The following is a 13,772-nucleotide window of genomic DNA, read 5'->3' as shown; positions in this document are numbered from 1 at the left end:
ATTCCCTTAACCAAGCGGTTAAGGAATATATATCCTATTACAACAATTATCGTATAAAACAAAAACTGGGAGGAATGTCACTGGTTGAATACCGGAACAATTCCTCCCAGAAAATTGCATAACCATCCTCCAATTTTAGGGGTTCAGGTCACACTGCTTTTTATAATAAATCCTCTACTGCTGACTTTATATACCTACTATTTAGCCAGAAAGACTGAGTTGTCATAAAGTTATCAGAGTATTCAGAGGGCTTATTGGTCCAATTTGCGGGGACTGGTAATTCATTAGAATCTTTACTATCAACATAGCTACTTTTTGCGGCATGTGGTCTGACATGGATTATTTTTCTATCTTTTGAAGAAATAAGGTTATTTGAGACTCTATTGTTTTCAAAAGTGAGCTTTACGCCAGAAAGTAGGGTGTCTACAGTTTGTTGCCAAGCTTCCCTTATGACACCTTCTCTTTGGTCTTCTGGAACTCTAAAGAATTTAATTCCTTTTAGATAGTTAATTCCATCATCATCTGTTTTGAAAACTACAAACAAGAATTTTGTTTCTGAAAAATAAACGTTCAAGGATGCTTCTGGAGAACCATCTTTGTCATTCCAATTTTCTTCAACTAAATCTTTGAATTTGAAAGGTGGTAAAGACATACTTTCTTTGTTTGTATTTCTTTGATTGAATTGAACCGTTTTAGGCACAATGGAAGCTTTTTTAAACTCATCAGCTTCAATTCCATTTCTACTCTTAATACCTAAAATTCTATTTACAATTTCAACATTGTATTTACCAATAGTTTTAATCTCTTTAATCGGAATATTCAAATCGTTAACTATTTCTTTTACTGATTTTCCGATAAAAGGTTTAAATTTTGAATGAATAATATCTTCTAAAGATTGAGTTGATAATTCAGTTGAATCTTTAATAATTGCATCTGAATGTTTATTTCCAAAGATGTAGTCTCTCAGAAGGGTCGTCATAAAGCTTCCTTTTAAGGAAAAAGCTCTTTGTTTAGCCATGACGTTTGAATTTGGTTGTGTTCTCATTGAATGCTTGTTTACACCCTTTGTACAAGCGGCTAAATAGTTGGTGATTCCTTCATTTATTTCTTCAGCTTTACCCTGTTTTACATATGATTGAATGATTTCCCAGTCTTTTTTGATAATCTCTAAATCGTTCTTGTTGTTAAGCATTTCATACATAACACATTTTGCGAAAAACCAATCTTCTTTGGGGATGTCTTTGTTATATTCATAGTATCCAAGTTCCAGCACTTTGTTTTTTTCAAGAAGATGACTATTTTCAAAATTTTCTTTATCTAAATCTTCGTAATTAATAATGTTAAGGACTAATCTTTCCTTAGCACTAATATCACCATTTTTTAAACGTTTGAAAGGAGTTGCTTTTAGTTCGGACACACCTAAATCAGGTTGACTTGCTGAGTCCTTTGGCTTTCCAAACCAAGCTTCGAACACGTCACCCATGGCATTTTTGTTACCTTTTATGTGCAGATTTAGCATTTTTATAAGATCTTTTTGCTTAATGTTTTCAATCTGAACAGCTCTATTATGTACTTCTTCCTTCGTTTTAAAATCCATATTTGGCCCCTCTTGAATAATATGTGTTGATCCTTTTCTACATATATTATATAATATATATTAATAATTCAAAAAAAGGAGTGATTAGCATGGCGAAAGAACTTAAAGTCTTAGAATTATTTGCCGGAGTCGGTGGATTCCGTATCGGATTAGATAATGCAGATAAATCATTGTTTAAGACAAAGTGGTCCAATCAATATGAACCATCAAGAAAAAGCCAAGATGCTTTTGATGTATACAACTACCGCTTCCCAGATTCCGAGAATATTGGAATTGATGTTGCTGAAATTTCTGATGAAAAGTTCAGTTCGATGGATGCAGATATGATAGTTGGTGGATTTCCATGCCAAGATTACTCAGTAGCGAGATCTAAGAAAAATGAAATGGGAATTCAAGGTAAAAAGGGTGTTTTATTCTGGCAAATTATCAGAGCTGCTAAAGATATCCATCCTAAATATATGATTTTTGAAAATGTTGATAGATTATTGAAAGCTCCTGCTAAGCAAAGAGGAAGAGATTTTTCAATTATGCTTACTGCATTAAATAGCCTAGGATATTCTGTAGAATGGCGTGTTATTAATGCGGCTGATTACGGAAGAGCTCAACGCCGTCGTCGTGTTTATTTCTTCGTATTCCGTAATGACCTACCATATGCAAAACATTTGGACGAAAAATATGATTTTGACGAAGAATTAATCCCAGATGATGCTTATGACGAATATATCTTTAAAGAAGGTCTATTTGCAAAGCAATTCCCAATTAAAGAAGAGTTATATAAAGGTAGAAGAGCTTATTATGAACTACCAGATGATATTGTAGCTGCATCAGATAATTTCACTGGTAAAGTATTCAATACTGGAATTATGAGACACGGCAAGTACTTTACTATCGACTCTGTTCCAAATTCTGATAAAAAACCAACTCCACTAAGAGATATTGTTCAACCAGAAGATGATATTGATGAAAAATATTATGTAGATGACCAAGCTAAAATTGATAAGTTTGCTTATCTTCGTGGTCCAAAACATATTGAAAGAACTTCCGCCGATGGACATACTTATACCTACAGCGAAGGTGGAATGTCTCCTTATGAAGATTTATCACTACCAGGTAGAACCATGCTTACCTCTGAGGGAAGTGTTAACAGATCAACTCATTGGTTGAAGATTAATGATAGATATAGAGTGTTAACACCAATCGAAGCAGAGAGAATGCAAGATTTCCCAGATGATTGGACTAAATATAAAATCGTTGATGGTGAAGTTAAAGAAGTTAGCGATAGAATGAGAATGTTCTTCATGGGTAACGCACTTGTTACTTCTATTATCGAAGGTATAGGTAAAGGAATTAAAGAAATCGTAAATGAATATGATGATTAAAAAAAGACCTCATTAGAGGTCTTTTTATATGCTTTCAAAAGAAAAAGCATTGCATAATATGGACAGCTTTATAAAATCGACAATCCCTAATTTGCTAGTGTTAGCTTTTCCGTGTTGAATTACGTTTCTATTTAGATTTTTTTCTCCATGTTTTTTGTATTCATCAAAATTTAAATATACATTTACTCCAACTAAGTACATGCTATATTTTACATGTCTTTTGTTTTCTTTAGCACCATCATTATAAAATGCTTTACCACTCGTTTTTGAGTCGAATGGTTTATATTTTTTTCCTGTGGAATTTATAAATTCTAAAAGAACAAATAAAGATGGAATTAATACTTTTAAAGAGGAGTGGTCTTTATGAAATGTATTTATAATTGTAGAGGCAAAATCGTGGTATTCACTAGATAACTGGGATTTCATTTTTAGTATATTCTCTTTTATTTCTGTAAAATAAGTATTCAACATATCGTAATGATTATTTTCAAAGTAATTCAAAATAAAATTATCTATATCCTTATTATTTTTAGATAGGATTAATTTATAAAAATCTACATCATTAATTAATTCCTTTGGTAATACCCAGCAATTTTCACCAAGTATTTCAATTATTTTACTGTCTTCATGGTCTAATTCACTACTTAAAACTATTTTAGATTCTTGAATAGATAATTTATTAATTAACGTTGAATTGGTTTCTATTTCTTGTGATTTCTTAGATAGATTATCGTTATTAACCAAGAATATGTTTTTATTAATTGTTTTTGTAACATTTTGTATAACTTTTATATATTCGAATGCTCCGGCGTCATTTATAATATCGTTTTGATATTTTTGAAGATTATTCCGCCCGCCAGTTAATTTAATAATGTCGTTTTGAATTTTTTTAGCATGTTCAAACGCATTGGAGCCATTTATAATATCGTTTTGATATTTTTGAAGATTATTCCACCCGCCAGTTGATTTAATAATGTCGTTTTGAATTTTTTTAGCATATTCAAACGCATTGGAGCCATTTATAATATCGCTTTGATATTTTTGAAGATTATTCCACCCGCCAGTTGATTTAATAATGTCGTTTTGAATTTTTTTAGCATATTCAAATGCATTGGAGCCATTTATAATATCGTTTTGATATTTTTGAAGACTATTCCACCCGCCAGTTGATTTAATAATGTCGTTTTGAATTTTTTTAACATATTTAAACGCATTGGTATCATTTTTAATATTTTTTTTGAATATAGATGAATTATTTATTGAATTTACATTTTTTTTAATTGTTAAATTTATCAATGCGTTAGCTAAAGATTGTATAGTTTCTTTCTTGTTCATATTTTTCTCCATACACTGTAATTATGTTATTAAAGTATATTATAGAAGAACATGTTAATAAATAAAAAGGCACCCAACAAATGGGTGTCTTTTTATTTAGAATGTCTCTACATTATATTGAAAATCTATCAAGTAACAAAGTAGTGCAATCATGAATTCGAAATCTCTTCATCATCATAAGACCTTCTTTGACTTAACAAGATTATAGTGAATTATCTGCTTGGTTATGAGTTTGGTATTGATGATTCTCATAATCATACAATGCCTTTTCAAAATTATGGAATGTGTGAACGTCAGTAGGATCTTCTTTTCGACAATCCTTTAGTAATTGTCTTAGGTAATTAATCATACCTGGTGTTGTCTTTACTTGCTTAATTCCATCTATAATTTCTGATTCAGTCATATTAATCGCCTCTATCAATTCAATTTATATCTGAATCCAACTATATAGTATCACCATAGATGTGAAGTGTTCAGTATTTAGTTCGATAAAATTTAAAACAAAAAAGCTATCCCAAACAGGAGAGCTTTTTCTTATTGTGTGATTTCCACTTTATCTAGTTTTACCTTAAATCCAGCGTTGGATAGGGTACCAGTAAGTGTGATGTTCTTATCACCATACTTGGCGGAGTAACGGTAGGTATCTCCTTTACCAGTATCTGATTCTGAATTGTAGATACGATCATTATTGTGTTGAGTTAAGTACACGTATGTTGATTCGTTAGCAGCAACTTTCTTTAATTCTTGTTGGTTGCTGATTGCTGAAGTAGCTTGTTTGCTTAATGAGCTTTGGATGTAGAAGTCTTTTCCAACAGGCAAAGCAATGAAGATAAGCACAGCAAGGAATACTAGGATAATAATGTTTCTGATTGTCTTCATCATGGCACCTCCTTTGAATTTTGTAGTAATAAGAATATACCACTTTATAAACTTAATGAAAATGACAAACTATTGTCATCATTTTGTATTAACTCGTCAAAATGTTGATATAACATGTTTTTTATAGCCTTTTTTGATGCAACGAAGAGAATTGCTGTGCTATTATGTGGTTAGTACATAATAAAGGTGGGTTACATTATGCAAATGAAGATGAGCAAATGGTTTTCACTTGGCGTTGGGGTATATGTAATCTTAACTATTATTGATGGATTTTTGGAAGGCTTTTACTATCAATCACCATCTACTTGGCGCACTCTAATGGGCGTAAGAGTCGTTAAGAATTTTAACCCCGGGGAATTCAACTTTAGTCTATTGATCACATGGAAGACATTGATTTACTTCATTGTCATCATGTTAATCTGGATGGCTTTATATGGATTCATGGACTACATGCTAAAGGAAAATAAAAAGAACGGCTAAATTAGCCGTTCTTTTCTTTTGTATAAATGGAATATATAATTATATATAAGTATTATTTACAAGGAGATAAAAAATGTTTATTAAATTAATACAAAGAATAAAAAAATTTTTTAATTCATCAAATAGAATAAACGTGAACATCCATAATAAAAATATTGTAAAAAAAATAGGAAATAATAATAGTGTTAAAATTGGCGACAACATTAAAAAATAGAGAGGTGTCTTATGGTCGAATTTAGTTCCTCAAAAAAGAATGTTGTTGAACATGTCGGTGATAATAACAGCATAAACGTCGGTGATAATAACTTTTATAAAATAATTAACTGTAACCCAAACCGACTTACTAAATCTGAAATTTATACTCTATTGCTAAAAGTAAGTGAAATAGATGAAGATAAAAATTTGGATGATTATGACCTTAAAATTCCAGATGAACTTAATCATAAGCTTAAATATAATCGTGCACCAAAGTTTGTGTACAAATCAAAAGACGCTTATTCTCAATTGATGACTTTTAATAATGTGATTAGTTCTTTTACAAATTCTGAGTTAATAATAAGAAAAGTTAGTTCATATTATTATGACCATGCTAATTATGACGAAAATATGAATAAGATTAGGCCAATGGATGGAGATCAAATATTAGATTTAGTTTATCAGGATATTTATGAATCAATAAAGTCAGATTCCAGAAATGGTTTTGATATAGAAAAAACGATTTCGGAAGAAAAAATAAATTTATTTATTATTTTGTTGCTTACTTACAGCCTTGAAAAGTGCAAAATTTTGGAAAATCCGTTAGGAGATAGTAAAGATGATAATCTTAGATAAAAATAATAATCCATATGAAACGGTATATTACACAATTAATTTATCATATAAATATATACACGATAATGATGGTATTGATATTTGTAGGTTATATAATCTCATTAATGATGATTGTTCATATGAAGCGATAAGATATGATTTTCTTCTTTTGTCTTTAGATTTTTTGTTTTACATAGATAAAATAACAGTAAACAAATATGGAGGATTGCATGTTTATAAAGAAACTAATAATTAAAAAAAATAACGGATCAATAATTCGAGAGGTTAATTTCAGAAAAGGATTTAATTGTATTGTAGACGATTCATCATCGAATAGACATAATAATGTTGGTAAAACAACTTTTCTAAGACTAATCGATATATTAATGGGGGCGAGAAGTACAAGAAGCATTTATAAAGACGATGAAATTGGTTCTATAAACTATGAATTAAAAGACTTTATAGATGAAAATGAGGTGCAAGCTAAACTTTTAATTAGTAGTTCTTTTGCTAGTGAACATGAAGATGATTTAATTGAACTTAAGGTAGATTTGTTTCATGAAGGTAAACACTATATAAACGATGAAGAAGTATCTTTAAAAACGTATAATGAAACACTTAGAGAAATTCTTTTTATAAAATACGATGAAAAGCCAACATTTAGACAATTAATTCAATCGTTTATTAGGATATCTACTGCTAAAGAAGAAACAAAATTTTTGAGAAATTTAAATAGTGCTCCTAATACAACTTATCGTATGATTTATGATTACTTATTTAATGTAGGAGATTATAAAGTTGATAATAAGAGAGAAGAAATAAGAAAAGAACTTAAATCATTGAAAGTATATATAAACGAATTAGAAAAAAGAAATAATGTTCAAAATCTAGTAGCTTTAAAAGAATCAATAGATGGCATTAACATAAAAGCAAAAGTAATAAAAGCACAATTATTAAACATTGTTAGTAATGATTACTTTAAAGACAATAAAGAAAAAATAAGCAAGTATAGAGATGAATATAATAAAATTTACAATGATATTGATAGAATTAACTATGAAATTAAAATGAATAATATTTTCTTGGAAAATTTAACCCAACAAAGTAAAAAGAATGACAAAAATAATATATATTTAGATTTTTATAAGGAAATTAGCGTGTTACTTCCATCCGTTGACAAGGATTTTAACGACCTGATAGATTTTAATCGTAAATTAATGATTAATAGGATAAAATACTTAAGACATTTAAATGACGATTTGATAAAGGAAAAGAATGATAGAGAAAATGATTTAAAAATATTAGAAAGAGATAATATGGAATACATTTCTCTGATTAACAATGATGAAATAGATGATTATCTATCATTGGGAGAAAAATTAATTCATTTTCAAAATGAATTATCTGAAAAACAGGCTTTGTATAAATCTATAACTTCTTGTAAAAGTGATATAGAGAAATATAAAGATAGTCTTGATGAGTTAATAAATAACTATGACATTAATCAAAATAGAATAGATTTATTTAATAAGTATTTTACTAGTTATACCGAATATATAAATGGAGAAATTCCGAAGATAAAGTATAATGATGAATTAAAAAAGTTCCCAATAGATATTAACAATGTCAGCAGCTCCAGCGAGGGTAGCAGGAAATCGATGATAGCCGCATACGATTTGGCCTATCAAGGTTATGCTAAAGAGATTGATAAAGTAACTCCTAGATTTATTGTCCATGATCTTATCGAAAATATAGAAAGCGATGTTTTAGGTAGGATTATAGAGAAGGCAGAACTATCTGAATCACAGTTTATTGTTTCTGTGTTAAATGAACATTTAGAAAATTCCTTGAAAAATACTGAATTTGATAGTGCCAAAAAAGATGAATTTAAGATATTAAAGCTATCGTCAAATGATAAATTGTTTAAAGTCTAATAAAAAGAACGGCTAAATTAGCCGTTCTTTTGTTTTGCATAAATCGCAAATGGTTCTTCTGTTTTTTGGAATGTGAATCCAGCGCGTTCAGCAACGTGTCTGCTTGGTTCATTGTCAACTTCAGCTTTAATAATTAGCTCTTCCATATCAAAGAAGTTAAATGCATAACTAACAAGTGATTGCACACTGTTGTACATGATTCCTTTACCTTGATATTCACTGGATAACCAGTAGCCAATTTCAGCGGTATGGTTAACTTGATCCACATTGTGTAGATCAATCATACCGACTGGTTTTGCACCATTTAAAATTGCTAGAACGAATATATTGTGTTCTTTAGCATAGCGAATGAATTTTGCTTCGTCATCAATTGATTGCATGTCCTTAGCCCATGGTAGCCACTTGGCTAATTCTTCGCGGTCTTTGTTAATGATGTCGTAAATTTCGGTGGACATAAATTCTTCGACTAACGCTAGACCATAATTTTGTCTATCCAGCTTAAATTCAGCGATATTATTCATAATTATCACTTCCTATTTTTAATTAGAGTATAACCCTTTGTGAAGTATTATTCACTAATATCTTAATAAAAGATTCCTTTGAATTGATTTTTCGTTATGATATTATTAAATATGGATTAAAATTTAGGGGGAATTTTTTACATGAAGTCTAAAATTAATATATGGACTGCAGCGTTTAACATTTTTAACTGTTTAATGTTGTTTATTTCATGGTTTGTCGTAATTGCGCAAGCAATTGCAAATAATGGAAATACCAACGGGGGATTTTTCTATTTAGTTACATGGATCGGTGTGATTTTAAACACTGTTTCATTGTATTATGCTAAGCAATTAAATATTTCAATCGTAGGGCCAGTATTGGGGATTATTGGTAGTGCGATATCTGGTTTATCAATGATTTTTGCTTTCCCATCAATTGTATTACTTATAATCGCTGTTGTTTTTGAATTTCTACAAAAACCAGCCAAGAAAGCATCACAAGTAAATGATGTAATTGCTCCTTGGTATAAGGTATGGTGGATTTGGGTAGTTATTGCTGTTTCAGTACTTCTTTCAATTGCAATTATTGCTACTGCATCATCACATGGTTCAAGCTCAAGTTCATCAGACAGTGATGTTTCTACTACACAAGGTAAAACAAAATCATCACAAGACACAGACACAGACTCAGACACAGACTCATCTTCAAAATCAGATTCTGAAGCTGTATTGAACAAACAATACAAGGTTGGAGAAACCATTAATTACAAGGGATACAAAGTCACTGTAAATGATATTAAGTATGATGATGGTGATGATATTGACACTCCTAAGAGTGGTAATAAGTATGTTGCAATTAATGTTACCATCCAAAACGATACTGGTGACAAGCAAGACTACAATCCTTTTGATTTTAAGTTGAGTGCTGATGGTAATGGTACTGATCTAGATGAAACTACTGGTAATGATACTTATGATAATAATACTATCGATAGCGGTACCTTAGATGAAGGTTCAAAAGTTACTGGTTACTTAATCGGTCAAGCTAATCCAAACGCTAAGTTAAAGTTGGAATACCAACCTAATTTCTTCGATAACCACACCGTAGATATCGACTTAAACTAATAAATAAAAAGAGAAGCGCTTTATCGGCGCCTCTCTTTTTTATATTTACATAACTTTTACATAATCTTTATAGCAAATTTACATGGAAGGCATATATTAAAGATGTTCCATAAATAATTCATCAGGAGATGACGCTAATGATTTCCAAAGCCAAATTAATGAGTGGCTTATTGCTATTTTTAACACTTTCAAGTACTGGGGTGGCCGCTTCAGCCAAGAGTAAAGCACCAAGTTCAAATAAGAGTAATGACGTTGTGACGGTTTATCTTGCTCGACATGGGCAGACCACCGGGAACGTAATGACACTAGCGGAAGGATGGGATGACTATCCATTGACGCCGCAGGGTGACTTGGTTGCCAAACAGGTGGGAGCAGGACTTCGAGGAGTTCACTTCACAGAAGCAGCGTGTGGTAAACTGGTGCGTCATTTAGACACAATCAAAGACATGTTGGACTATTCAGGTAATAGTAAACTAACTGTTCTAGAGACTCCTCAGTTGAGAGAAGTTGGTGGCGGAAAGTACGAATTATATCAAGAAGCTGATCACAGTAAGGCAATTGATGACTATTATGGAGTAAAAGACAATGCTGCATTGTCCAAGAAGTTTGGTCTAGATACCACTGCCAAACGAATTCAAGCAATCTATGAACTAGATAAAAAGAATGACTCAACACCTGCTGAAGACCGTGCAGAAAGTGCTAATCAGGTACTAGCTAGAGAAGCAGCGGGTATCAAACGAGTTGCTGATGCAACATACAAAAAGCACGGTAAGAATGCTTTAGTAGTCAGTTCAGGTGAAATTATTGGGGCATATTTATCAAAATATGACCATAACCTAAGCAAGACCGACAAGAGCTTATTAACTAACGGACTAATTCCTAACTCAGGTGTTACCAAAGTCTACTACAACGTAAAGACAGGTAAGGCTACATTTGGAAAGGTTGGTGATCTAAGTTACGCCCAAAAGGGTGCTAAGTATCTACAAAGCCACAAGGTAAAGGAATCAGCTAGCATGAAGGTTGATTACGAAAAATAATTGAGATGACTTGTATTTTGAACGAATAATATGAAGAAAGGCCGTAACTTGGCTAATTCGTCGACTGGATGCATGGTGATTATGGTAGGTAATTGTCGTTTATCTCCAGCCGAAAAGATTAATTGATCGATTATAGTTTCCGTAATCACTATTAATAATTAACATCACGCCATGAGGAATTTAATCCTTTACCTCATCCTTTACTTACAGTGCTGTTAGGCCTCGCATTCATAGAATTAGCCAAGATAAAACAAAAAGCAATCCGACAAAGGATTGCTTTTTGTGTATAATAACAGTAACCGATATTTAGGAGGAAGACCATGTTAAAAAAGACATTTAATTGGTTCTCATATGGTACCATCTTGTACCTGGTTCTAATTTTACTTGATAGTTTTGTAGAACTTTTGGTGCACTCTAAAGGTGCCTGGGGATCATTATTAGGTTTTAACATCATCAAGCTAAAGGGATTCTTGAACTTCAACATCGAATTAGATGTAAAAGCACTCCTAATCTTTCTAGTGTTCATCTTTGTTTGGACTGTTAGCTACATCATCTACCATTTCGTAGCTGCAAATGAAGAACAAGCATAATAAAAGAACGACTGTTATAGTCGTTCTTTTTTATTTGCCTTCATTGCTCTTAATTCGTCTTCGATTCTTAACATGTGGGTGTCGAAGTTCTCAATCTTGTGAGCCAAGTGGTCGATGGCATCATTCATCTTGTCGCGTTTTTCTTCCATTAGACGCTTTTGTTCAACTAGTAGGGCTAGTTGTTCATCTTCACTGTCTTCAACGTTATCGAACAGGTTAATGTATTTTTTCAATGTGCTGATTTCCATTCCGGCATCACGCATTTTCTTCGCAAAACTAATTCGTCTAATCGCATGGTCATCGAAGTCACGCACGCCAGATTCGTTTCTGTCGACGGCGGGGATGATGTGTTCCTTTTCGTAATAACGGATGGTAGATGCTGGCACATCAGTAATTTGACTGGCTTCTTTAATGTTCAAAATTTTTCACCTCAATGTCTTGCATTAAAGTTAACTTTAAGTAATATGATTACTTTATCATATTTTTAGGAGGACACAAGCATGAAGTATAAATTTGGCATTATCCTGCCGATTATTTTAATTAGCTATTTTTTGATTCTATTGGATAATTCCGTCGTATTTACTAGTACGGTCCAAATCGCCAGCAGCTTGCACATGACTAGTCAAAGTGTTGCATGGATTACGAATATCTATGCATTGGTCTTTGGTAGTCTGTTGTTACTAGGTGGTCGTTTAGGTGATTTGTATGGAAGAAAACCAGTCTTCTTAATTGGTCTGGTCATCTTCACATTATTCTCACTACTAGTTGGTATCGCACCAAACGGCTTATTTATCATCGTGATGCGTGCGTTTCAAGGAATCGGTTCCGCTATTCTAGCGCCAACCTCACTAGCATTACTACTTGATACTTATGAGGGGAAGAAACGAGAAAAAGCCATTTCATTTTACGGAGTGACCGCCGGATTAGGTGCCAGTGTCGGATTAATCATCGGGGGATTAGTGACGACATTTTATTCCTGGCGATTAGGCTTTCTAATCAACGTCCCACTGGGCATTTTATTGATTTTATTAACTATTTTCTTCGTGCCAAATGCAAACGCCCGAGTGCACAGTCATTTGGACTATATCGGCTCAATTCTGTCCGTGCTAGCTATCTTATCACTGGTTAATGCAATTAACGGTACCGGTCACAAGGGACTATTTATCGCCATTTTTGTCGTATTATTGGTGATCTTCTTATTCCGCGAAGTTAAGATTGATAATCCAATCATGCCAATGGCAATCTTCAAGGATCCAGAACGTGTTTCCGCATATATCGCCAGATTCTTTTATATCGGATCAATGTTTTCATTCTTCTTTTTAGTCCCACAGGTATTACAAAAGTACTATGGATTCACGCCGCTACTTTCCGCGTTTGGTTTCATGCCAGAAACGATTCCACAATTCTTGTTTGGGATGATTCAATCCAAGCTATCAAGCAAGTATAAAAACGAAAACTTATTGCTATTTGGTACCATCGTGACCTTGATTGGTGTCTTAATGCTATTCGGTTTGGATTTAAAACACGGCTACATGATTTCAGTGGCACTACCAATGATTGTGATTGGGATCGGTCAAGGATTCTCCTTCGGTCCACTGACGGTATCAGGTGTTGCCAACACACCAAAGGAATTGGGTGGGGCGACTTCCAGTGCCGTTAACGTCTTCCATCAACTAGGGAGTTCGATTCTATTGTCACTAGTGGTCACTTTGACCGCCGGAATTGCTAATGTGATTACCGCTTATCACTACCAAACACTATTAATGTCACTATTGATGTTAGTTCCATTAATTATGGCGACTAATATCAAACGACTTCATCGCAAATAAATGTATCTATTTAGCCAAAGATACATGGCTACATTTAGCCATTTAGCCAAAAATTTGAAATAAAAAGACTGCCAATTTGAGCAGTCTTTTTTATTTCAAAAAAATTAGACATTTGTTTAAAAATATTTATTTTTTTAATGAATGATATATGCACACTGTCACATCATTGTTAATATATCAATCTTTCATTTACCTCTCATTTTCTGTGAATTATCACGGTTGGATGAAATTTAAACAAAACTTAAACAATGGATTTTCTAATATTTTTTACTTTCAT

16 protein-coding genes are annotated in these 13,772 nt (G+C 32.3%); 10 read left to right on the top strand and 6 right to left on the bottom strand.

Going from position 1 to position 13,772, the window contains the following annotated elements; all coding sequences use genetic code 11:
- Positions 1-122: IS3 family transposase (locus J3U50_RS07285; RefSeq protein WP_301945981.1), on the top strand; the 122-nt coding region annotated here is incomplete at its 5' end.
- Between the two features lie 38 nt (positions 123-160).
- Here the strand turns inward: J3U50_RS07285 and J3U50_RS07280 are convergent.
- On the bottom strand, positions 161-1,597 hold the full coding sequence (locus tag J3U50_RS07280) for a Sau3AI family type II restriction endonuclease (protein WP_301945977.1): 1,437 nt from the start codon (positions 1,595-1,597) through the stop codon (positions 161-163).
- An 89-nt stretch (positions 1,598-1,686) separates the two neighbouring features.
- Here J3U50_RS07280 and dcm point away from each other — a divergent pair, with 89 nt between their 5' ends.
- Positions 1,687-2,976, top strand: coding sequence for a DNA (cytosine-5-)-methyltransferase (gene dcm / locus J3U50_RS07275; protein ID WP_203619634.1), 1,290 nt, complete (start codon positions 1,687-1,689; stop codon positions 2,974-2,976).
- Between the two features lie 24 nt (positions 2,977-3,000).
- Here dcm and J3U50_RS07270 read toward each other — a convergent pair whose 3' ends face one another.
- From J3U50_RS07270 to J3U50_RS07260, 3 genes are all read right to left on the bottom strand, one after another.
- Entirely contained in the window at positions 3,001-4,311 is a 1,311-nt protein-coding gene (locus J3U50_RS07270) for a hypothetical protein (RefSeq protein ID WP_301945976.1), read from the bottom strand.
- 202 nt (positions 4,312-4,513) lie between these two features.
- On the bottom strand, positions 4,514-4,714 hold the full coding sequence (locus tag J3U50_RS07265; RefSeq protein ID WP_301945975.1) for a hypothetical protein: 201 nt from the start codon (positions 4,712-4,714) through the stop codon (positions 4,514-4,516).
- Positions 4,715-4,845: 131 nt separating this feature from the next.
- Positions 4,846-5,190, bottom strand: a complete 345-nt coding sequence (locus J3U50_RS07260; protein ID WP_301945974.1) for a hypothetical protein — start codon at positions 5,188-5,190, stop codon at positions 4,846-4,848.
- A 198-nt stretch (positions 5,191-5,388) separates the two neighbouring features.
- Here J3U50_RS07260 and J3U50_RS07255 point away from each other — a divergent pair, with 198 nt between their 5' ends.
- The 4 genes from J3U50_RS07255 (at position 5,389) to J3U50_RS07245 (ending at position 8,414) form a co-directional block, all read left to right on the top strand.
- Positions 5,389-5,670, top strand: a complete 282-nt coding sequence (locus J3U50_RS07255; protein ID WP_301945973.1) for a hypothetical protein — start codon at positions 5,389-5,391, stop codon at positions 5,668-5,670.
- Between the two features lie 225 nt (positions 5,671-5,895).
- Positions 5,896-6,501: a hypothetical protein gene (locus J3U50_RS07250; protein ID WP_301945972.1), complete on the top strand. Its 606-nt coding sequence runs from the start codon at positions 5,896-5,898 to the stop codon at positions 6,499-6,501.
- Complete coding sequence (locus J3U50_RS07345; protein WP_368042537.1) at positions 6,485-6,736, top strand: ABC-three component system middle component 6; 252 nt, start codon at positions 6,485-6,487, stop codon at positions 6,734-6,736. The genes J3U50_RS07250 and J3U50_RS07345 overlap by 17 nt, the downstream gene beginning before the upstream one ends.
- Positions 6,711-8,414, top strand: coding sequence for a hypothetical protein (locus J3U50_RS07245; RefSeq protein ID WP_301945971.1), 1,704 nt, complete (start codon positions 6,711-6,713; stop codon positions 8,412-8,414). Before J3U50_RS07345 ends, J3U50_RS07245 begins: the two co-directional genes overlap by 26 nt.
- Before the next feature lie 17 nt (positions 8,415-8,431).
- Here J3U50_RS07245 and J3U50_RS07240 read toward each other — a convergent pair whose 3' ends face one another.
- Entirely contained in the window at positions 8,432-8,935 is a 504-nt protein-coding gene (locus tag J3U50_RS07240) for a GNAT family N-acetyltransferase (RefSeq protein ID WP_301945970.1), read from the bottom strand.
- A 141-nt stretch (positions 8,936-9,076) separates the two neighbouring features.
- Here J3U50_RS07240 and J3U50_RS07235 point away from each other — a divergent pair, with 141 nt between their 5' ends.
- The 3 genes from J3U50_RS07235 to J3U50_RS07225 all read left to right on the top strand — a co-directional run bounded on the left by J3U50_RS07235 (position 9,077) and on the right by J3U50_RS07225 (position 11,666).
- On the top strand, positions 9,077-10,039 hold the full coding sequence (locus tag J3U50_RS07235) for a DUF4352 domain-containing protein (protein ID WP_054607764.1): 963 nt from the start codon (positions 9,077-9,079) through the stop codon (positions 10,037-10,039).
- Positions 10,040-10,176: 137 nt separating this feature from the next.
- The gene (locus tag J3U50_RS07230; RefSeq protein WP_301945969.1) at positions 10,177-11,076 is read left to right on the top strand and encodes a histidine phosphatase family protein; all 900 of its coding nucleotides are present in this window, start codon (positions 10,177-10,179) and stop codon (positions 11,074-11,076) included.
- A 320-nt stretch (positions 11,077-11,396) separates the two neighbouring features.
- Positions 11,397-11,666 (top strand): hypothetical protein, encoded by a 270-nt coding sequence (locus tag J3U50_RS07225; protein ID WP_301945968.1) that lies wholly within the window; start codon positions 11,397-11,399, stop codon positions 11,664-11,666.
- 14 nt (positions 11,667-11,680) lie between these two features.
- Here J3U50_RS07225 and J3U50_RS07220 read toward each other — a convergent pair whose 3' ends face one another.
- The gene (locus J3U50_RS07220; protein ID WP_301945967.1) at positions 11,681-12,085 is read right to left on the bottom strand and encodes a MerR family transcriptional regulator; all 405 of its coding nucleotides are present in this window, start codon (positions 12,083-12,085) and stop codon (positions 11,681-11,683) included.
- An 81-nt stretch (positions 12,086-12,166) separates the two neighbouring features.
- Here J3U50_RS07220 and J3U50_RS07215 point away from each other — a divergent pair, with 81 nt between their 5' ends.
- Positions 12,167-13,495, top strand: coding sequence for an MFS transporter (locus J3U50_RS07215; protein WP_301945966.1), 1,329 nt, complete (start codon positions 12,167-12,169; stop codon positions 13,493-13,495).
- Positions 13,496-13,772: the final 277 nt, after the last annotated feature.

This window comes from Lactobacillus sp. B3795, from assembly GCF_026535805.1.
GTDB lineage: Bacteria > Bacillota > Bacilli > Lactobacillales > Lactobacillaceae > Apilactobacillus > Apilactobacillus kunkeei_C.
This window is presented reverse-complemented; position numbering and strand designations above follow the sequence as displayed.